General features: G+C 47.6%; 18 protein-coding genes. 12 read left to right on the top strand and 6 right to left on the bottom strand.

The genetic code is table 11. The features are described from left to right. Positions 1-14: 14 nt before the first annotated feature. Positions 15-2,438: a TIM-barrel domain-containing protein gene (locus ACTUJZ_RS04075; protein ID WP_463635241.1), complete on the bottom strand. Its 2,424-nt coding sequence runs from the start codon at positions 2,436-2,438 to the stop codon at positions 15-17. 197 nt (positions 2,439-2,635) lie between these two features. After that, positions 2,636-3,949, bottom strand: coding sequence for a hypothetical protein (locus tag ACTUJZ_RS04070; RefSeq protein ID WP_463634977.1), 1,314 nt, complete (start codon positions 3,947-3,949; stop codon positions 2,636-2,638). Positions 3,950-4,305: 356 nt separating this feature from the next. Here ACTUJZ_RS04070 and ACTUJZ_RS04065 point away from each other — a divergent pair, with 356 nt between their 5' ends. Then, positions 4,306-5,544 carry a transporter family protein gene (locus ACTUJZ_RS04065; protein WP_463634976.1) on the top strand — a complete coding sequence of 413 codons (1,239 nt, stop codon included), beginning with the start codon at positions 4,306-4,308 and terminating at the stop codon, positions 5,542-5,544. Positions 5,545-5,607: 63 nt separating this feature from the next. Here the strand turns inward: ACTUJZ_RS04065 and ACTUJZ_RS04060 are convergent, their stop codons facing one another. Beyond that, positions 5,608-6,402, bottom strand: coding sequence for a winged helix-turn-helix domain-containing protein (locus ACTUJZ_RS04060; RefSeq protein ID WP_463634975.1), 795 nt, complete (start codon positions 6,400-6,402; stop codon positions 5,608-5,610). 449 nt (positions 6,403-6,851) lie between these two features. On the opposite strand from ACTUJZ_RS04060, the gene ACTUJZ_RS04055 reads away from it, so the two are divergent. From ACTUJZ_RS04055 to ACTUJZ_RS04040, 4 genes are all read left to right on the top strand, one after another. Continuing rightward, a complete protein-coding gene (locus tag ACTUJZ_RS04055; protein WP_463634974.1) occupies positions 6,852-8,213 on the top strand; it encodes a dentin sialophosphoprotein in 1,362 nt (453 codons plus the stop codon). Positions 8,214-8,285: 72 nt separating this feature from the next. Next, a complete protein-coding gene (locus ACTUJZ_RS04050; RefSeq protein WP_463634973.1) occupies positions 8,286-8,633 on the top strand; it encodes a hypothetical protein in 348 nt (115 codons plus the stop codon). A 9-nt stretch (positions 8,634-8,642) separates the two neighbouring features. Continuing rightward, entirely contained in the window at positions 8,643-9,317 is a 675-nt protein-coding gene (locus tag ACTUJZ_RS04045; protein ID WP_463634972.1) for a C39 family peptidase, read from the top strand. A gap of 1 nt (position 9,318) precedes the next feature. After that, on the top strand, positions 9,319-9,741 hold the full coding sequence (locus ACTUJZ_RS04040) for a hypothetical protein (RefSeq protein ID WP_463634971.1): 423 nt from the start codon (positions 9,319-9,321) through the stop codon (positions 9,739-9,741). 19 nt (positions 9,742-9,760) lie between these two features. On the opposite strand, the gene ACTUJZ_RS04035 is transcribed toward ACTUJZ_RS04040, so the two are convergent. After that, positions 9,761-10,252 (bottom strand): P-loop NTPase family protein, encoded by a 492-nt coding sequence (locus tag ACTUJZ_RS04035; RefSeq protein WP_463634970.1) that lies wholly within the window; start codon positions 10,250-10,252, stop codon positions 9,761-9,763. 94 nt (positions 10,253-10,346) lie between these two features. Here ACTUJZ_RS04035 and ACTUJZ_RS04030 point away from each other — a divergent pair, with 94 nt between their 5' ends. The 4 genes from ACTUJZ_RS04030 to ACTUJZ_RS04015 all read left to right on the top strand — a co-directional run bounded on the left by ACTUJZ_RS04030 (position 10,347) and on the right by ACTUJZ_RS04015 (position 15,885). Beyond that, complete coding sequence (locus ACTUJZ_RS04030; RefSeq protein WP_463634969.1) at positions 10,347-10,937, top strand: carboxymuconolactone decarboxylase family protein; 591 nt, start codon at positions 10,347-10,349, stop codon at positions 10,935-10,937. 775 nt (positions 10,938-11,712) lie between these two features. Continuing rightward, entirely contained in the window at positions 11,713-12,201 is a 489-nt protein-coding gene (locus ACTUJZ_RS04025; RefSeq protein WP_463634968.1) for an energy transducer TonB, read from the top strand. 1,206 nt (positions 12,202-13,407) lie between these two features. Next, positions 13,408-13,932 (top strand): methanogen output domain 1-containing protein, encoded by a 525-nt coding sequence (locus ACTUJZ_RS04020; RefSeq protein WP_463634967.1) that lies wholly within the window; start codon positions 13,408-13,410, stop codon positions 13,930-13,932. Positions 13,933-13,941: 9 nt separating this feature from the next. Beyond that, positions 13,942-15,885, top strand: a complete 1,944-nt coding sequence (locus ACTUJZ_RS04015) for a hybrid sensor histidine kinase/response regulator (protein WP_463634966.1) — start codon at positions 13,942-13,944, stop codon at positions 15,883-15,885. Positions 15,886-15,995: 110 nt separating this feature from the next. Here the strand turns inward: ACTUJZ_RS04015 and ACTUJZ_RS04010 are convergent, their stop codons facing one another. Next, the gene (locus ACTUJZ_RS04010; RefSeq protein ID WP_463634965.1) at positions 15,996-16,601 is read right to left on the bottom strand and encodes an MATE family efflux transporter; all 606 of its coding nucleotides are present in this window, start codon (positions 16,599-16,601) and stop codon (positions 15,996-15,998) included. Positions 16,602-16,766: 165 nt separating this feature from the next. Then, the gene (locus ACTUJZ_RS04005; RefSeq protein ID WP_463634964.1) at positions 16,767-17,240 is read right to left on the bottom strand and encodes an MATE family efflux transporter; all 474 of its coding nucleotides are present in this window, start codon (positions 17,238-17,240) and stop codon (positions 16,767-16,769) included. 299 nt (positions 17,241-17,539) lie between these two features. On the opposite strand from ACTUJZ_RS04005, the gene ACTUJZ_RS04000 reads away from it, so the two are divergent. The 3 genes from ACTUJZ_RS04000 to ACTUJZ_RS03990 all read left to right on the top strand — a co-directional run bounded on the left by ACTUJZ_RS04000 (position 17,540) and on the right by ACTUJZ_RS03990 (position 21,821). After that, positions 17,540-18,394 carry a vWA domain-containing protein gene (locus ACTUJZ_RS04000; protein ID WP_463634963.1) on the top strand — a complete coding sequence of 285 codons (855 nt, stop codon included), beginning with the start codon at positions 17,540-17,542 and terminating at the stop codon, positions 18,392-18,394. 182 nt (positions 18,395-18,576) lie between these two features. Further along, positions 18,577-19,281, top strand: a complete 705-nt coding sequence (locus tag ACTUJZ_RS03995; protein ID WP_463634962.1) for a hypothetical protein — start codon at positions 18,577-18,579, stop codon at positions 19,279-19,281. A gap of 239 nt (positions 19,282-19,520) precedes the next feature. Next, positions 19,521-21,821 carry an AI-2E family transporter gene (locus ACTUJZ_RS03990; RefSeq protein WP_463634961.1) on the top strand — a complete coding sequence of 767 codons (2,301 nt, stop codon included), beginning with the start codon at positions 19,521-19,523 and terminating at the stop codon, positions 21,819-21,821. Positions 21,822-21,858: the final 37 nt, after the last annotated feature.

Here is a 21,858-nt window from a genome sequence, read left to right as displayed (position 1 = left end):
CGGGGGAGATATTGTTAGTCAGCAAAGACCATGCGCAGGCTGCTCTTTTGAGAATGGCTGACAGGCTGGGTTACAGTAATAATGCTAGTTTGTTCGTCCCACTGCCATTGTTTGGCTGACAAACCTTCAATTCTCTCCGGTTTTTTAGATATGCCGTGAATTTTCCAGGTCAGGCTGCGTTGGGCCGGCAGGCCGGGGTAGGACCCCTGTGGGGCAACCTGCAGCTGCAACGCCTCGGCACTGTGTGAAGCCGAAAAGTTCAGCGTCAGATAAGCCTGTTCAGCCAAGCTTTGCGGCGACTGGCCTGCATCTTCATACATCCGATATGTAGCTGTGGGCACCGAAGGATCTGCCCAATAGTGCACCGTCAGTGTATCCGCCTGATAGTGGGCTGTGCGCTTAAGGCCTGGCTGCATTGGTACAAAACTGCCTGCCTTTACGTACACCGGCATGGTCTCCATAGTGAGTGCCTGTTCTACCTCAGTCTCTGCAGTGCTTATGTATTTTTTGCCACTGAAAAAATCAAACCAGGTACCGGCTGGCAGTGCTACGGCCATAGTTTTCAGGTCCGGCGCTGTGACCGGCTTGACCAAAAATGCCTCGCCCCACATAAATTGCTCACCCTCATCAAAAAAGCGGGCACTGTTGGTAAATGCCATGGGCCGCATCAGCGGCATGCCAGTCAGGCTATTGGCAAAGCTAAGCGAGTAATTGTAGGGGAGCATGTCGTAGCGCAGTTGAATAAACCGGCTGACCTGTTGTTTGGTAGGCTCATCATGAAACACCGGTTCCGGGGCAATACCTTCATGGGCATGAGGGCGATACACCGGAAAGAAAGTACCGGCCTGTAGCCAGCGGGTATACAGCTGAGCATTGAAAGTCTCGCCGCCGGCAAAGCCGCCTAAATCCGAATGGGTGTAGGCCAGGCCAAACACACTCATCTGCAATGCCAGTTCCACCTGGGCTTTAAAGCCGCCCCAGGTACGCGATACATCGCCGGTCCAGGGCATCATGCCATAGCGCTGGCTGCCCAGAAAGCCTGACCGCATCAGCACAAAGGGGCGCTGTTCCGGCTGGGCCTGTAAGGTACGCTCATACACCATTTTGGCCCAGTGGTGGCCAAACCCGTTATGTACTTCATCGGCGGTGACAGTGACACCGTTCCAGCTATGCAGCGCATCGTACGGGTGCACTTCTGGCTCGCCCAGATCGCCCCACCAACCGGCAATGCCCTGGTCCAGTAAGCGCTGATAATACTGCCAAAACCAGTCGCGGCCGCTATCGTTAAACACATCCACCAGGCCGGTATTACCAAAATAAAAATCAAAGGTGCGCGGCTGGCCATCCAGACCGGTGGCCAGCGCATGATTGCGTTTGGCACTGTCGTATTGTGACGAAGAGGTCAAAATAAACGGCTCGGTGATCACCACGGTTTTTATATCCTGCTCGGCAAAGTCGCTGATCATTGCCTGTGGGGTGGGGAAGGCCTGCTTATCCCAGTCCAGGTTGCCCATATGACCCTGGATATCCGGCCCGAACCAGTAGAGGTCAAGTACCACAGCATCCAGGCCGATGTTCTGGTCATTAAATATGCCGACTACATCGCGGGTTTCCTGTTCACTGCGATAACCAAAGCGCGAGGCAAAGTTGCCCAGCGCCCAGCGCGGGGGCAGTGGTTGGCGCCCGGTCAGGCTGACCACCTGTTGCACCAATTTCGGTAATGCCGGGGCTGCCACTACGATGTAACTTAAGCGCCCGCCTACCGCGTCAAACTGCAAGCGATCCGGGGCAGTATGGCCAATATCCAGATGGCCGGAGGCAGTATTGTCGAACAAAATTGCATAATTACGCGAGGACATCACCGCAGGCAGGCCAAAATACATCTGTTCCACCGGACCGTCACTGTAGCCGTAGGAGGCACGGTTATATAGAGGCATGCGACTGCCACGGCGATCCATACCCAGCACACGCTGGCCACCGCCATACAGCTTTTCCTCGTCGGTGAGCGCAAACTGCACTCCGCGCAGAGTTTGATAAAAAAAGCCGCCGGCTGCTTCTGATACCAGGGCGCGGCCATCTTGTTCAAATGCCAGCCTGAAAGGCTCGGCCTGAACCTTTACCTCAATGCCGTGCAGGGCAACCGTCAGGCCTTGCTCAGATTGTGTGATTTCAACGTCAGCACGTTCTGGGCGGTTAGCCGCCGGCACCGCCAGTGACGGCAACGGCTGTTCATCAGGTTGGCGGTACAGCACTTCCACACTTCCGGAGGTTAAGGCCGACACTGTCACCGTCACGCCATCATCACGGTGCAGCACAACGCCGTTAGCCAGTCGCTGGTGGCGAACCAGGTCGGCGGCTTGCGCCAAGGAACAAAAAAATAACAACAAGTAACCCGCCAGGGCGGACCGGCTGGTGAAAAAAGTGCGAAAAAGGGTCATCACATCAAGCTCTTAATATCAAACAATAACAATTCATCGGGCAAGATAGCTGTTAACAATCTATTAAAAAAGCCTTTAGCTGAATTTGCATACGTATTCATCAGACTTGCGGACGGTGAGAGAGTGTGAGCGCGGGAAAGCAAGACGAAGAAGCTAAAGCAGGCGCAGGTGCCTTTGGCAGCCTGCGCCGGGTAGGGTTAGGCCAGTGGGTCCTCCAGTACCACGCCATGCACCACCAGATGGTTTTTGTCTGCGGTGTTGTTTAATTGCACCCGCATATTAAAGCGGCTATCCGACGAGCCGGCGCTGGTTTTGGTATAACTGGTATCTGCGCTGGCGATGGGAATAAAGCCCAGCAGATCCACCGAAGCATGCGCCTGGGCGTGGAAGATTTTTTCGAAGGTACTAAAATCATCTTCGGCAAATTCAATAAACCCGGTGGGCGCGGTAGACACTAAAAAGCCCTGTACCGCCTGCATACGTTTTTCTTTCAGCTGGGTTTTCATGGCCTCTGAATTGGTGACAAAATACGGGCCTGTTGATTCTGCGGTATTCTCAAACGCCTGGCGAAGCAGTTCAGGAGCATACCAGCCAACCGTATTATTGATATCCAGGCCACTGGGGCTGGCAGCTAGATAGCACACATTGCTGTATTCCAGGGTAATGCGCGCCCGCGACATTAATTGCTGAAATTTTTGATCGCTGTAATCAGCGCTGGCCTGGCCGTTAATCCGGAAGAACCCGGCCGGCAATGTGCCACCGGCCTGGCCATTCACTTTAAAGCTGGAACCGGATTGACCGGCCTTTTCGATCTCAATATCGATTTTGACCGTTTGGCCATTGGCAAATTTTTCTGCAAAGTGCGGATCAATGTTGTAGCCGGCAGCCCATACCTTGTTGTTCTGACTATCAAATACCTCGGTGCCGCCATTGGTGGCAGCGGGCGATTGAATATGCTGTTTAATGGCCGTAATCTGCCGGGCAAATTCTACCTTGGCAGAGTTGAGGTTCGACATAATATCGATATCGGCACTGGCTGAACCGTAATCAGCAGCAAACTTAGGCCAATTGAATGATCGCTTCAGCTCGTCGATTTTGGACACCACAAAGTCGATCTTGGTAGGCATATTCGCCGCCTGCAACTGCGCATCTGTGATCCGTGAGTAGGTTTGCTCATAAGTATTGACCAGGCTGTTGAGTGTGGCCTGGTTAGTCACTTCCAGTTCTTTGATGCGGTTATGATCTTCGACCGACAGCCCGTAGGCCATATTTTCCACCATGGATTTATACACGCTGGGAAAATTTTCATCGGTGGACCAGTTAGGCGTAGTGCCGGGCTGAAAGACCCCCTGGATCACATCAAAAGCGCCATGGCTGACCACTCCAATATTTAAAATCGGCCGGGTGAGCATTTGTGGGATGGTGACCTGAACCGGGGTGGGAACATCGGGGCCCAGAGCTTGCTTAAATTGTTCTAACACAGTCGCTTTGGCAACTTGTAACTCAGACATATTCTCTCTCCTAAGAATTGTTAATGATGCTTTCAAATCAAAGCATTAACAAAGCCTGATGCACAATTTCCCTGTACGTCTTTAACCACAAAATCATGAAGATTGTGATGCATCGGGCCAGTGTCCTGATACAACATTAACCCGGCCAATAAAAACGTGGTAATGGCAGGGAGGTATAGGTATAGAAGAGTTATTCAGGCTTTGCCAAGTTTATTTTGTTAAGCGCCGATTTTAGTACTTTATTCACCTTGCCTAATCGCCTGACACCAACTTTACTTGTAGATAATACATACGCGCTCTTTATATAAATACGAATCGCCTGACATCCACCCAGCCTGTTACCTAAAGGAGGCAATATGGCGCGCTTATCACTTTGCGGCTCTGCACAGTCCGGTACCTTGCTGTTCACCTTGCCATTGATAGCACTGGTGCCGGGCCAGAGTATGGCGCAAACGCAAGCTGAGGATCCGCCGCGCAGCTATCAGCAGGAACTTGAACGCCAGGGCAAGCTCATTGAACAATTACAGCGCGAACTGGAAGCATTGAAAAAGGCCGGGCCGCCGACGCAATCCGCCAGCCGAACGGTTCCACCGCCTCCGCCAGCCCCAGTGCCAAAAGCCCCAGCCATACCTGCAGCCAAGCCTACACCGGATCCGGTGGGGCAAAAGCCGCCTCAGCCTGAGGTGGCGGATACCCGTGCACTGCCGGAGAATGTCAGTAGTGGCAATGGCGTGCTGGTGGGCAATGGCAACTTTATGTGGGAAGCCTCGCTCAGTTATTCTTATAACGATAATAATCGCGTATTTTTGGATGGATATTCGTTTATTCCGGCGCTGGTGGTAGGGCTGATTGATATCCGCCAAATAAAGCGGCACAGCTTTATTGGCAGCGTATCAACACGTTATGGCCTTACCGACCGCTGGGAGCTTGAAGTCAAGGTGCCCTATGTGCGCCGGGACGATACTCAACGGTCGCGGCCGGTGAGTGTGGGGGTGAGTGAAGATGATGTATTTGAAGCTGACGGTGAAGGACTTGGGGATGTGCAGGTATCAACCCGCTATCAGCTTAACGAAGCTGGGCACGGTGTAATTTATGTGGCCAACCTGGTGGCATCGTTTCCCACCGGCAAGAGCCCGTTTGAGGTGGAGTTTGTACAGTCCACCCCAGGTGCTGTGTTTCCGACAGAATTGCCCACCGGATCGGGGTATCTAAGTATTCAGCCTGGTCTAAGCGCCATTTATCCTACCGATCCGGGTGTATTTTTTGGCAACTTCAATTATGCCTACAATGATAAAACCGACGATGCAGAAACCGGGGAGGTGGATGCTGGCGATGGGATCGGTGCCAGCTTTGGCCTGGGCGTTTCGTTAAATGCCCGTACCTCCATGAGCTTGAGCTACTCGCACAAACATGTGATGGAGTCCAAAATCAATGATGAAAAAATTGATGGCAGTGAGCTGGATATCGGCCAGTTGATTGTGGGTTACTCGTTTCGGTATACGGCGCAAACTAATATCAATATGTCTCTGGCAGTGGGCGTGACCGACGATGCGCAGGATGTTCGTTTGAACCTGCGGGTGCAATCGCCGTTTTAAAACATACCAGGCCGCATAAATATTGCCCCGCCGTCCTGGCCGGGCATAACAAGCTTGCAAGTTTTAGACGCGTAGCTGATACCCCACGCCTTTTACGGTCAGCAGACATTCTGGCTGGCAGGGATCATGCTCCACTTTTTTGCGCAGGGTGTGGATGTACTGGTATAAATCTGATTTGCTGGCCCGGCGTGTGTTGGGCCATAGCTGGCCAACAATTTCCTCAACACTGTGAATTTCTTCGTGCTCCTCCAAAAGCAGGGTAAATAGCTCATATTCTTTACGCGTGAGGTGTAAATCAAGGCCCTGCTTGTGCACCGTTTTGGTCATATGATTCACTTCAAACGGCCCCATCGTCACAATGGAATGGCTGTCACTGCCCGCACAACCGCCAGAACCAACGCCGGATCCAACGCCGTTTCGCACACTACTGCGCCGATCGCGCACCTGCCGGCGCTCGCGTAACCGGCGTTCCTGATGCTCCTGGCGGGCAAAAAACTGGCCAATGTAATAATCCAGCCCGGGCAGTAATTCCGGCTCCTGCAAAAAATGAAAATGGGTAAAAAATGCCGGTACCTCCGGTTTTCGGTTGCTGTAAATAAAGATGACAGGGATCCCGCCATTGGCCTCCAGTACTTGCCAGATTTTTTCGTCGGCATGGTCGAAGGCATGGGTGGCACTACGTGAGTCAAATACCACCATTTGGACGATCGATCCTCGATCTATTTGTTTAAGTTCTTCAAGGGTTTGCAGAATAGTCAGATGTAGGCTTTTGCCCAGGCAGTAGCCGGTGAGCAAGGCTTTAAGTGCGGCATTTTTTGAAATAACGATAATGCTTTGCTGATTTGATAAGACTGTCATTGTTGTGACCTTTTCACAAATGAACAGCAAGATAAAAAACGGGGAAAAACACGATGAGAAACGTACTACAGCCCGCTAATAATGCGTCTCTTGTTGTTAGGTTGAGCGAAAAATCGTGCGAAGGAAAATCAAGCAAAAAACAAACCGTGAATAAGTTTTTACGCATATTCTGGTACTTGCGTACCAGACCGGTTTGCGAGGATGAGGAAATTTAAGAAAATGTAAAAAATACTGACACCTATAGCAGCATGAGATTTTTATGAAGTAGTAATTTTGAGTGGATTTTGAGTAAGCCTTGATGGAATTTTGAGCTTAGCTTCACCTACAGTTTTTCGTGAGCAAAGCAGTTTCGCGCTCAAATCACACAACCCTTATGCGTTAATGTTGCAACGGTCGACATGGTGTCTGATAGCCGGCAACTAGCGCTTCTCTTTGGAGAACAAAAAAAGATGAAAGCCTTCAACAAGAGTCTCATAGCAGCAAGCATCGCGATCGCATTTGGCTTATCAGCGCCAGCCTATGCTAACCCTACCAATACCGCCGATGAAGTGGTTGATTCACAAACAGCCACCGCAACAGCAGACAGCGTGGGTCAGGGTTCAGCAGCGGCGAACGAGTATTCCGAAGCCAACGCGGATAATAGTACTGACAACAGTAACAATGCCGATAGCAGCAATAACTCCGACAATTCGAATAATTCAGATAACTCCAACAATTCTGACAACAGCGATAATTCTGATAGTAGTAACAATGCTGACATGTCGAATAACTCGGACAATTCCAACAATTCAGATAATTCGGCTCGGGATAACTCGGATAACTCAGCCAGAGATAACTCTGATAATTCAGACAACTCTGATGGCAGCAATGCCATGGCTACTGATGCTGCGGCGAATAATGATAGCCAAGCCATCAGCGACCGTTCTGATAATTCAGATAACTCAGCCAGAGACAACTCGGATAATTCCAATAATTCAGATAACTCTGCTCGGGATAATTCTGATAACTCCGACAACTCAGATAATTCCGCCCGGGATAATTCTGATAACAGTTATGCATCGGCAACCGATGCCGCGGCTAACAATGGTAGTACCGCCAATTCTGACCGATCCGACAATTCCGACAGCTCCAACAACTCGGATAATTCGAACAATTCGGATAACTCCAATAACTCCGATAATTCGGACAACTCTGATAATTCCGACAATTCTGATGGCAGCTATGCCATGTCTACCGAAGCGGCTGCGAACAATGGCAGCACCGCCAACTCTGACCGCTCTGACAACAGCATGGCCAATGCCAGCGCTATGGGATCTGCAGCGGCCAATAACGGCAGCACCGCCAGTGTAGATAACTCAGATAGCTCGAATAATTCAGACAATTCCAATAACTCGGATAATTCCAACAACTCCGATAACTCAGACAATTCAGATAACTCTGATAACAGTTACGCTAACGCCAATGGCGGCGCAGCAGCTAACAATGGCAGCACTGCAACGGTAACCAATACAGATAATTCGGATAACAGCTCTGTGTGGAGTGATGGTGCAGGTACTGCAGCCGGCGATAATGGCGCCACTGTATCGGCCACCTACAGTGTGAATGAGTCTGCACTAAGTGGTGAAGTAACTGGTAACTATGTGGAATATGCACAGGACAGCCGTTCGTCCATTACTGCCAGCAATTCCATGGACAACACCTTCAATGGCACCGCTGGAATAAACCAAAATGTGCAAAACCTGGGCGAGAACGCACTGGTTCAGCAACAGGTTTCATTCCAGGGCAATGTTAGTGTTAATCCTGGTCAGTAACCGTCTGTAACGCTGTTAATAAATGGGCCGTGCTGCCTTGTGTAGCCGGCCCGCTTACACAGGAATATAGCCATGGCAACCTTGAGCCAAATTTGTTGCCCGTTAATGGTTATCACCGCGGTAACGTCGCCGGTGATTGCACAGTCACACGCTAATGACCCGTTAGACAGCCCGGTGCTGTTAGAAGAGCTGGACGCTGTGCGAGGACTTGGTGGCGTGGTGGATATCACCAGTGCCGCGCATCTTGAGGCGATACTGGCGAACAATGATTCGTCAAACAGTGTCACGGGAAGTAATTCAATAGACGGTAGTTCGTTTACGGATGCAAATGGTGTGTTTTCTATTATTCAAAACACTGGCAATAACGTGATCATCCAGGACTCAACCATTATCACGGTGACCATTCACCAAGAGCAATAGGACAAAACGATGAAACAAATAGGGATAGGTGTTGTTCTGCTGTTGTTTGCGTGTTCAAGCGTAGCCGGCATGGTCAACATTGGCGACAATTTTAATGTGCAGGTGCAAAGTATGGTCGATAAACGGTTCGATCGTATTTACCGGCAACAATATGATTTTAGCTGCGGGTCGGCCACCCTGGCCAGCCTGCTATCCTTTCATTACAACGACCGGGTGTCGGAGCTGACCGTGTTTCAGGACATGTATCAGCACGGCAATCAGGAAAGAATTCGCCTTCACGGCTTTTCCATGCTGGATATGAAGCACTATCTGGCGCGCCGTGGCTACCAATCCAATGGCTTTAAGCTGAGCTTAAACCAACTGGCTGATATTAAGCGGCCGGGTATCACCATTATTAACAGCAATGGGTACATGCATTTTGTGGTGGTAAAAGCCCAGCGGGACAATGAGATTGTGGTGGGCGATCCGGCTATGGGCTTAAAGATCATGCCCAGAGACGAGTTTGAAGCCATGTGGGAAGGCCGCATTTTCTTTTTAATTCAGAATAATACCGATATTGCCCAATATCATTATCGCTATGATGAGCAATATGTACCGCCGGCCAGCGCCCGTTTGGGGTTGCCAGTGGATATACAGCGCATGGATGTACTGACCATCACCCCTGCCGGAAACTGGGATTTTTAATATGAGCCTGAATTGCATGACTCAAACCCTGGCCGCGTTAAGCCTGATGGGCAACGCCACCGACGGGGCTGCACCACCGGCTATGCCAACGGTGCTAGGGCCGCCCGTTGCCAATATCACCTTGCAGCAGATGCGCGGTGGATTCGTGCTGGATAACGGCATGATTGTCGATATTCAGGTGCACAAGCATCTGTTTTTAAATGGCCAGCCTACGGCCGAATCCTATTTTACCAGCCAGCAAACTGACCTGGCCTCAGTAGCCGGCAAACCGCTGACCACCATCATCCAAAACACCTTAAACGATCAGGTGCTGACTTCGCTGACCCAGGTCGATATCACAGTGAGTAACCTGGCACCGGTGCAGCATCATCTGGCGCAGACCGTGATGTTTGAGACCATGTTTAATGGCGCATTAAATAATTAACCACGCGTTCAAGATAGAGTCAGACGGGTAGGGAAGCCTGAGTGGTATAGCGTAATTTTTCTCCACCAAACTGATTAAACAAGGCTTCATGCGCTGCTTTTGAGCAGCAGTCGGTACGCGTATCATAGGCGGCTATCCAGTCGATTAGCATCGCCAGATTGGCATCCTGCTCTTTTTTACTGGCGTACTTATGTGGCTCCCACGGCCGGGCCCGGGCATTTTCGATGCATCGTGAGACTGGCAGGTCTAAAAACAGTAGCTGGCTAGTGTTTGGGAGCAGCATCTCTAGCAAATCCGCGTAACATCCTTCGATAACCCACTGTGGCTGCGCTTGAGTAAAAGCACTAATCGGCACTAGAGATTGTGCGACCGAACGCCGCTGGGGCGGATCAGTTGGTTGCCAGGCCAATGGATCGAGATCCAAATGCACCATATTTTGGGTTGCAGCCAGGTGACGAGCCAGGGTCGATTTGCCGGATGCAGAATTTCCCATAATCAGTATGTGTGTCATGGTCGCTTGCCTTTGTGCACTAAGGAAAAGATGTTGGGCAAAGGTGTGGGCTTGCGTATAGTAAAAATTTCTAATCAGACCAAGGACATTCACTATGCCTATGATACCGCCGCTCTCGCCCGAGGCTAATCCTGAAGTGGCCAAAATGGCCGAGTTTTTTAACGAAACCTTAGGCTTTTGTCCTAACAGCGTGTTGACTATGATGCACCGCCCGGCCATTGCCAAGGCTTTTATTCAGCTGAATATGGCGGTGATGGAAAACCAGGGAGCGGTGACCAGTGCGTTAAAACGATTGTTAGCATATGTATCCAGCAATGTTACCGGTTGCCGCTACTGCCAGGCCCATACTATCCGTGCAGCTGAACGCTACGGAGCCGAACAGGAGCAACTGGATAATGTGTGGGAATATAAGACCCACCCGGCCTTCAATGCGGCCGAACGTGCTGCGCTGGATCTTGCGGTGGCTGCTTCTACCGTACCTAATGGCGTGGACGAGGCGATTATGGCGGCAATGAATAAGCATTGGCAACAGGATGATATTGTGGAAATTATGGGTGTCATCGCACTGTTTGGCTATTTAAATCGCTGGAATGATTCCATGGGCACCACGCTAGAGCCAGCCGCCATAGAGTCAGGTGAAAGTTTGCTGCACCAAACCGACTGGAATGTGGGTAAACACCGGTAGTCAGGGGGCCCAGCCTACGCCGGGTTGGGTTAGTCATTGCGGCGCAGGCCGCAATCTTCTTGGCTTACAACCTATACCGCCTACGCCATAGCGAGGTTGTAGAGGGGAGACCCCGGCCTCCGCCGGGGTGACCGACTCTTTTGGCCACTACGATGAAATCCTAGTCATAGCGGTACTGTCTACTAGTCATCGCAAAATTTTTACCAGTCATTGCGGCGAAAGCCGCAATCTCCCTGGGTTTGCAACCTATGCCAACAATGCTATACCGAAGTAGAAACAAAAAGACCCCGGCCTCCGCCGGGGTGACGGACTCTTTTTGCCACTGCGGTGAAATCCTAGTCATAGCGGTGCTGTCTACTAGTCATCGCAAAATTTTTACCAGTCATTGCGGCGAAAGCCGCAATCTCCCTGGGTTTGCAACCTATGCCAACAATGCCATACCGAAGTAGAAACAAGGAGACCCCGGCCTCGATCAGATGTACTCACAAGACGGTGACTACTCTAAAGAGGCAGCAAACTTATCTCTGGATTGATATCGACATCGAGGCCAGTCTTAACGCCGCTGGCGTTGTCGGCCGGGTAGAATCCATAACTATTGATCCCTGGGTGTATTCCACCTCGCTGGGTTACCGATCCTGATAACACTTTTGCTGCCTGGCCTGATTAGAATACCGCATTACAAATCAGTCCGGGCAGACATAAATCCTCTTGTGTTGATTATTTAAGCTGTTACGCTGAGCTTCTCAACGGACAGCCCCTCAAAAAAGGATTTGATATGCGTAAATTTTCACTGATCGTTATGGCCATTTTGTTAGCCGGATGCCAGTCAAGCAACAGCAGCATCGCACCGGAAATCGCAGCGGCCGAACGCGCTGCTGATACTGACACCGCCGAGTCATCGACTGTCGTCACCCGGTTCGCACCCTTGTATCCTGTAAAAGCCGCTAAGGCAGGAGAAAATGGCTGTGCCACCATCGATTATGTGGTGACGCCTGAATTGACCATTAGCCAGATCGAGGTGGTGAAGGCCACAGCCGACCATTTTGCCATTGAAGCCAGCAAGGTCATCCCACGCTGGAAATGGGGAAATCTGCCAGAAGGTACCATTACCGAGCCAATGAAACTGAGGACCCGCTTTGAGTTTTGTTTGAGCAAAACTGATGTGAGTTGTGAAGTGGAAGTGCGCGATGCACCGTCAACTTGCCCGGGCGAGGATGTAGTGGTTGCCGCTGGTAGTAGAGTCAAACGAATGAGCAGATATTAAGTCACGCGATGTTATCTAGAGGATCCTCGCTGGAGCTATTTTGCTTTGATTCTGAAGTGGCTGGACGTCACGCTGAAAGATTTGAACTTGCAGATTATCAGCCATAGCTCACACTCCAAACTAGCCTCTTTAGCACGCTAAACAAATTTTTCAGCGCGCTATTTTTATCTGACTTTTTACACCCTCATTGTGTTCTGGCACTGCCAGTGCCACACTGGCAATCAGGTTTGTGCTGCAATGGCTTTAAAAACGGGCTCTACCCGGATTTTTTGGATACTCCCATAAAAAGGCATACTATGCTTTTAGGTACTGTCTATGATTAAACGAAGAGCATATCCGCCGGAGTGTAAACACGAATCCGTTTTACTTACTCAGCAACCGGGTGCGAGTTGCCGCCAGTTAGCACTGGGTATCGGGGTTAATCCGAACCTAATTAATGGCTAATAGCGCGAAGCTGCTCCGGTTGAAGTCCGGGCTTTTCAGGTAGTGGCTTACCTCGTCATGAGGATGGTGTAAGATTGAAATGCGAGCTTGCCACGGCTTTGATGAAACGCAGTTTTGGGTGAAGCGGCTACGTTGCTCACCAACCAGTTATCGATCTATTCAACCATAAAAAACGTGACGCTAATGCCTGTGAGTCACACAACAATTGGCTGGTGGATATCAATGAGATTGGCACGCTGCGAGAAAAATTATAATTGTGACGTGAGTTGGATCTGTTCAGTCGATTTTATGTGGGAAGGCCAATGCACATCGCGATAGCGTGATGCGGACAGTTGAGACGGCACTCTGGCTTCGTCAGGAACAGCCCAACTTGATTTTGCATTCTGTTCGCGCCCCCCAATTTACCAGTGGAAAATATCAGCGGGGCTAAATCAAAAGAAATTAAGCAGCACTATAAGTGCAATTGGTCGCGGTTCGGTAAGCGAAGCCCAAGAGTGGTTGTTCGGTGTTATGAAGCGCGAACGCATCAACCATCGACATCCCCGAGCAGCAGATTAAGCCAGAGCAGATATAATTGATATTTTGAACGGTTTGATATTCAGAAAATGCAACGTAGACTTGCTGATCAGGATAACAAATGTACGTCTTCATCTTATCGTCTATGAAACCGAGGTAGGATCTATCAGTATCCTATAGTTATACGGGAAAGATCGCTTAGGATTACCCGTCACACCGCACAGAGCTAGAAAGGCTATATACTTCATGAGCAGTCACAAACGTATTGAAATACTTGAAGTTCCTCTTCAAAGGGATGTTTTTTTACGGACCCTAATAGGTCATTTAGCGGGGTCTTTACAAGATGTTGTTGGTATGGAGGACGCCGCTGGTTTTATCAGCATAGTGGGACAGAAGATTGGGGAAGAAATTAACCAGCAGTATCTTAAAGAGCTGAATCTACAAAAACTTTCTCGGACACAGGTAGCCCAAGTATTGGTCGACCTGAAGCGGCGAATTCATGGCGATTTTTATATCATCGAGGAAAACGAGGAACGCATTGTACTGGGTAATAATCAGTGTCCCTTCGAAGATAAAGTATTAGGTAAGCCTGCAATGTGTATGATGACTTCAAATGTCTTCGGCACGATTGCGGCAGATAATCTTGGCTATTCAAGAGTGACGCTTGACCAAACTATTGCTAAGGGCGATTCGCAATGTAGGGTGACTATCCACCTCAAGCCGCTCGATAGCAATGCAAATATAAGCGGAATAGAATACTATCAGATTTAAGGGCCTCAAATGACTGTTCCGTCTTGTTATACTCGTATTATTACTAGTTTGCCGGAGTCCGCATTGCTCGTAGATGAGGACGGAAAAGTGCTAGTCTTTAACCCCTCTGCATTATCTATGTTTGGTGACAGTCTCATAGTGGGGAAGAGCGTATTGGATCTTATTGATGATGTTAGCCTTTCCTCAGCTAAGAGCTATCTACATCACTCTTCAAGAAGTAGCCAACGCATTAAAGGTAGATTCAAACTTAAGGGATCTCAAAAAACAATATTCTGTGATGGGGTGTTGTTAGAACCAAAATCTTTACAATGCCACGCCATTATTTTTCTGCGGTTTAATATTAAGAGTATCGAGCAACTAAAATTTAAAGTGTTAAAAGACAAGCTCCATTCTCTAAACAAAGAAATCGGCCGACGCAAAGCAGCTCAGCAGCAACTGCGAGAAAAATCTCTTTTCTTATCAGCTACCTTGAAAAGTATAGGCGAAGGAGTGATCGTAACAGATTCTAACGGATTTTTGCTATTTATGAATCCGGTAGCAGAGACCCTGACGGGATGGCAGTCGATGGACAGCAAAGATAAACATATCGACAAAATTTTAGTCTTATCACCTATTGAAGATGGGAACGATATACCAGAAGTACAGGCGCATTATCAGTGTAACGTTAGAAATAATCTTGCTCGATATACTGCTGAGCTAACTAAGCGATGTGGTAGAAAGATATTAGTTGAGGTAACTAATTCATCTATCTCTTGCGACGCTTCGCAAAATGGACGTGTCATTATTCTTCATGATATCACAGAGAAAATAAAGCTTGAGAGAGAACTTAAAAATCATGTGAATGAATTGCTCAACATGAACAAAAATAAGAATCAATTTTTGAGTATGTTGGCTCATGAATTGAGGGCGCCGGTTGCACCTATAAAATATGCAGTTGATTTATTAAAAGATGACTTTTCTTCTGAGAGTTCAAATAATAAAACCTTACAGATTATAGATCGAAAAGTTTTACATTTAAAACGGTTGGTCGACGATTTGTTGGATGTTTCCCGTGTTGACTCGGGGAAAATGAAAATCTCCAAAAGTTTGGTGGATATTGTAGAGTTAATAGAAGTAGGCTGTAACGATTTCAAGCCACAATATGCGCGATCGTTTATTAATTTTTCTGTAGAACTTCCTTTATTTTCTATATGGGTCGATGGCGATGCTGACCGGTTGATGCAAGTAATACACAATATTTTATCTAACGCACAGAAATTCACGCCTCAAGGTGGAAAGGTAGTGGTCCGTGTACAGTTAGTCGAATCCCAGGTTTCTATAGTGATATCAGATACAGGTGTTGGTATTTCTCCTACAGAACTACCGAACCTTTTTGAGCCATTTGTACAGGCCGAACAGTCATTGGACCGAAGTCATGGAGGGCTGGGCTTGGGGTTATCTGTGGTCAAAGGAATTGTGTTGTTACATGACGGCGAAGTGGAAATTTATAGCGAGGGGTTAAACCTTGGCACTACTGTTAGCATTTCTTTACCAGTTAAAGAATCTACGACTAAAGAAATTAGAAAAGACAATAATAGTACCTTGGATGTTGGCCAGCACCGAATTCTTGTTATAGAAGATGATCTAGATACTGCTGCTATGATGAGTGAGTTATTAATTCTTAAAGGTCACCACGTAACTTCTGCATCTTCAGGCGTTGAGGGATTAAAGTTGGCCGACGAATTTAACCCTACATTTATATTTTGTGATATAGGGCTGCCTGGAATGGACGGATTTGAAGTGGTAGAGAACTTGCGAAACAGGCAAAATTTATCACAGGTTCCTATAGTTGCTTTGTCGGGTTATGGAGAACAGTCTTTTGTGGACAAAGCTAAAGCTGTGGGATTTAGTGAGCATATTGTAAAGCCAGCTTCAATGGAACAGTTACAAAATGCATTAATGATTACCAAATAGATATTTAAAAATTCGGTAACAACAGCATTGCTTTGATTACACATACCTGCGGGCTGTTCGTGTTTATATGGAACAAAAATATGAGCGGCGGCAAGTATCAGCCTGGTGTATTATAAGCAAGGTTGATATGCGCCACAATTTTCAGGAGATAGATTACACAGCTTTTTGCCTGGCTGGAAGAAGTATACGAAGCTGACGCTCACCGCTTTAACATAAGCATCAAAGGTAAACCGTCCGGCAATTACAGAGGCATCAAATGCAAGCAATGCCGCGACCGGGATGGCCCAGCCAACACAAAAGCCATAACAATACAGCAGGCTTTTATAAACCCGGGCTTTATTATCCGCCCCCCAGTTTTGCCCGACCACCGGCCCGATGGCCGCCGATAGGGCCAGCAGCGGAATACTGGCAAATGATTCAATGCGGGTGGCGATACCAAACGCAGCCACCACAGATTCATCATAGGTCGCAAGAATGGCAGTGACCACGCCAATTGCGATTGGGTTTACCACACTGCCAGCGCCTGCCGGAATGGCAATTCTCATGGCATTCAGGCAGGCATCACAAAATTGTTTATACGACAGAAGATGCAGATTTAGTAATGCCTCACGCCAGTGAATCACGTACAGTGCGAGAACAAAGGTAAACACTCTGGCCAGTAAAGTGGATACTGCGGCACCTTCAATGCGCATTGCCGGCCGAACGGATAATAGCATTGGCTACAATGGGGATCACCAGAAAGGGCATCGGGATATACCAGATTTGTATATAGCTTTTAATCAGTTGCAGGGTGGCGTCTTTGGCGCCCAGCGCACCGAACTACCAGTCAATGCTAAAAAAGCCTGCGGTACTGAGCAGTGTCACGATGGCCATAGACAGGATCAGACTATTGGTGGATAAGTGCGTTGCATAGTTGCTTTCGCCTTTGCCCAACATGCGGCTGACCAGCGACGCTGCACCTGCCCCCACGCCACGGATAAACTGGCAATGGCCATGGTCAGCGGAAACGTAAAACTCAGCGCGGCTAACTCTTGTGTGCCCAGCTTACCGACAAAGTAGGTATCGACCAGCGAAATCGAGAAAACAGCAGCAATACCCAGCACTATAGGACTTGCCTGAAAAAACAGCGCTGCTAATAAAGGTTGCTGGGTAAGGTCGCGCCGGCTTACTTGGCTCTTAGTTATTTGCGATATCGTTTTCGAATTTAAAGTCTTATGGCTGCAATTTTGGTAATTGAGATTGTCTTCGCTTGAAGAGCAGGGCCACAGTGCAGGCTCACAGTCACTGTCACACATCATGCTTAATACTTTTACACGAGCGGTTTTTTTTGAAATCCCTGCCGTATAAACCAGCATGTTGTTTGTCAGATTTTTTTACAAAATATGCCGGTCTTGTCGCCTCAAAGTCTCAATATCTATGATAAAAGGACAGGACATTCGTGTTGCAGGATTATCGGAGGCCGTGAGGCAGAGGGGTGATTGCAGTTACCCTGAATACTGTCGGAAAATTATACAACTACAGCCAAACTGTCAGCTTTATATTAAGCAATTCTTATATATTGCAAATAATTAATACTTTAGGAGTATAACTTGCATAGCTAGACCTGAAGCGTTGTGCATGACTATTACAAGGATCTCGTACAGCAGTAAATCTGGTGCTTTTTTTATCTCAATCAACAATTAACCTGATGGATAAAGGAAGTAAACAAATGCAAAACATACTTCACAAACTTAAATACGCAATCTGGCTCCCACTTATCTGGGCAGTTTCTTTCTCAGCAAATGCAAATGTCATTAAAACTGATATCGTCATGGTGGTGGACGAGTCGGGGTCGATGGGCACCGTGCAAGCAAATCTCCGAGACAATATTGGGCTTTTTGCCAGTATTATGGAAGCCGGGGGCACCGACGCCAGGTTTGCCTTGGTGGGCTATGGCTCCGGCCCTGATTTGATCCGGCAGATAACCGACTTTACTGATGCGGCTGGCTTTGCCGCTGCAGCTGCTAACCTGGAAACCTCAGGATTTATTGAGCCAGCCTATGATGCCACTGCTTTTGCACTCAATTCGCTTACTGCCGAAAACGCTAACTTTAGCTTCAGAAACGATGCGGTAACCAATATCATTTTGTTCACTGATGAGCCTTCTAACGGTGATGGTGAATTTGATTTTGGTTCTACCAACAATCTTTTAATGGCTAACTCAGCGTTATTTAATGCGGTGATTTCATTAAACCTGTTTAATGGTCCACTAGACGACCTGGCCGATAACAATGGTGGTGACGCTTATGATCTGGCAGGGTTGAATACCACTGACCAACAAGCGGTAGATGACTTTGTTACAGCATTTGCAGGTGCAAAATTGCAAGAAACGCTGGACTTTTGTGACCAAAATCCTAACGACCCAGCGTGCCAGAATGGCGGTCCTCGCGATGTTCCCGAACCTGGTACTTTGCTAATTTTGACCCTGGGATTGATGGGAATCGGCGCACGTCGCGCAAAACTTATCTGAACAATGAGAAATCACGTTTTTTCTGGCAAGCTTACATCACACACTGCACGATAAAAATCGTTGTTCACATTGGTGAGCAGCGATTTTTTTATTGTGCATTCAACAAATCCACAAGAATGTTGTTAAACATCTACGAATGGATTACATTTGTAATCAATTGTGAGTTACCTGAGTTATCAAGAATGAAAAAATTGATATTTGGATGTGTTTTATTAGTCCATATGCTTTCGGGCTGCGCCAGCAAACCCACGGTTTATGTGTATGCAAAGTATTTAAGTGATAACCAGGTATCAGCTGTTAAAAACACCTTTGTACAGTCGCAGAAGTTTCGTGTCGAGATCAATGATTTTGATTTCCCAACCGAGGTGACCCAAAACACCCTGCTGTACTCTTTGTTAATACAAGATCCCGCGAATATTGATACAGCCTATGACCTGGCCATTAATGCTGGCTTCCCGATTCAGCAGACCGAAGCATTAACGCAAGGAAATCATTGGTATACAAAGGACTCGGTAGCGCTATTTCTTTTTCCTGAAGGTGAGCATGCCGATGGGGTTATATTCAAGCGTGATTTAGCCAATGAGTACATAGGGCAAGAATGTGGCGAATCTGCTTCTTTGACGCTTAAACAGGATGCAACGTTTAGCATTACTACATCAGGCGGGCAGGAAAGGGCGGAACATTCAAAAATCGGTATATGGAAGTACAGGCAATATCCTTACCTTGAATTAAAAACAACAGATTCGGTACATTCGAATGCATACTTTGAAATAAAGCAATTCAAAGGCGCTGATAAAGTGAGTGAAATCGATTATGTAAAGCTGGTGGCTGTAAACTCGGGGCTGTTGCCTGCAGGCTGTTCTTTTATCGTTGGAACAAGAATATGAGTGGCGTCAATCATTAGCCTGCAATGGTTCGGGCATGGCTGAAATGCGTCATCAACTAACCGGGATGAATGGCGCAGTTTTATGCCTGGCTAAAATAAGCGAGTTTACCGCAGAATGGTGTGCAACACTTCGCTGGCAAAATCGAATTTGCACCCTGCTTCGTAAGTAGTCATACCTTACTACATGAAATTCTTGCATCTACAGTGCATAAGTATTTCATATGGATGCAAAAATAAACCATGCTTTCCTCTCATGCACCTGAGCCAAAATTTTTGGTCACTACCATAGGGCTGTCGGCCATCACTGCGATTTTGTATTTCGCGGAGGTCGTTTTAATGCCTATTGCCGTTGCTGCGATGTTGACCTTTCTACTCGCTCCGCTAGTGACCAGGCTGCAGCGATATGGCCTTCACCGCATAGTCGCTATAATTTTTACCATCATCATTGCCTTTAGCATCATTACTGCAATAGCGTGGACTGTAAGTGTTCAGGTAATCAGTCTGGCAGAGCAACTGCCGCGCTATGAGCAAACATTACGGGTTAAGGTACGTCAGCTTAATTCTTCAAGCGACATTGAGTCGCCGTTAACAAGAGCTGGCACCATGGTTGATAATCTTCGCAAAGAGCTAGAGGGGGAGCAATTAAACGACTCAGAGAACTCAAACGCCAAAATAAACCCCTCGCAGGAAAATCAGCCAATTACCGTTGAAATACAATCAGAGAAAAAGGGGTTTATTGAATCAGTTGCCCAGGTGATGCTGCCGCTTTTAAATCCTTTGGCTACAACTATGCTAATTGCGATTTTTGTGATCGCAATGCTCTTTCAGCGAGAAGATTTACGCGAAAGGGTAATCCAAATTATTAGCAGAGGAAGCCTGAGTTTGGCCACCGAAGCGATAGATGAGGCTGCTAAACGCGTCTCGCGTTACCTTTTTACGCAGTTATTGGTCAATGCCGCTTATGGGATCCCAATTGGGATTGGCCTGTATTTTATCGGTGTGCCGAACGCTTTTCTGTGGGGTGTTCTTGCGACTTTACTTAGATTTATCCCTTATCTAGGCCCATGGATAGCAGCCTTTTTTCCCATATTACTGGCCTTTGCTATTGAACCCGGCTGGTCAAAATTCTTGATGGCATTAGGGCTGTTTCTGGTTCTTGAGTTGGTCAGCAACAATATTATAGAGCCATGGCTTTATGGCGTGAGTACAGGCATATCAAATTTTGCACTGATGGTGGCAGCAGTATTTTGGACGTGGCTATGGGGACCTGTAGGGCTATTTTTATCGACCCCAATGACGGTTTGTATTGTTGTAATGGGAAATTACGTGCCTAGTTTAAGTTTTATCAGCGTGCTTCTGGGCAGCGGCCCTGCGCTAAAACCTCATGAACGCCTGTACCAAAGAATGTTAGCCATGGACTACGATGAAATGCTGATTATTTCTCAGCATTTCATCAAAGAAAACGACCTCATTGACTATTATGACAAGTTATTGATACCGGCTCTCAATAAGGCCGAGGAAGACAGGCGTTCGGGTGATTTAGCAGAAGTGAGACAGGCTTTTATCCTCCAAAATACCGCTGAATTACTCGAAGAGCTCGGTGATATTTTCATGGAAGAAGTAACCTATAAAGTGGAAAGCTCCACCGTTCTGCTTATACCAGCGAAAGATGATATAGACGAACTCAGTGCAAAAATATTTGGTAAGGCTTTGGCTGCTAATGGGATAAAAACTAAATTATATTCCACCAAACATTTTGTTGATGAGTTCGGTGCCAAGCAGGCAGCCGAAAATAAACAAATAGTGTGCATATGTGCGGTACCACCGGACGCCTTTGTTTCGGCACGACAACTTAACCGGCGACTTTTTTCAAGTTGTCCTGGATTTACATACATTATCGGAATTTGGAGTCCTGCGGCCCACGCACAGGAATTGCAACGAAGGCTGTCCAGGGCAGCAGATGCACTTGTGGTAACTACAATGCATGATGCAATTGAGCGGGTAGAAAATATAAGCGCCGTATCAAATGAAGTTGATTTTGAGACAGCGCCAATACCTGACGATGAGGCGGAGCGCCTCCAAGAAATAAATCGATTAGATTTACAGTCTGATGAGCCATCTGAACTGTTTGACGACATTATAAAAAAGCTTGCAAATGCATTTGAGGTACCGATTGCATTGGTTTCTATTGTTGATTCAGATCGGCAATTTTGGAAAGCACATACTGGTCTGCCTGAGGACTTGAGCAAGGCTGGTGAGGCAGAACGAAAAAGTTCCATCTGCGGTCATGTAGTAGGGAACAACAGTGCTGTTATCGTGGAAGACACGCTTAAAGACAAACGGTTCGCTAACAATCCTTTTGTACAAAGCAGAGGTATCCGGTTTTATGCAGGTGTACCACTGAAAAGTCGCTCTGGTCATGCAGTGGGTAGTTTGTGTGTGATTGATGTTAAACCACGTCATGTGACCCCAGCCGAAGTGGTTTTATTAGAAACATTGGCAAGGCAACTGATGCTGGAAGTCGATGGAAAGAAATTATGATGGTTATTTATAACCGTGCCTGCAAAATCAGTAAAAT

The sequence above is a fragment of the Alteromonas sp. WD8-37 genome (genome assembly GCF_055326825.1).
The sequence above is the reverse complement of the archived record's forward strand: the minus strand, read 5'-3'. Positions and strand labels throughout refer to the sequence as shown.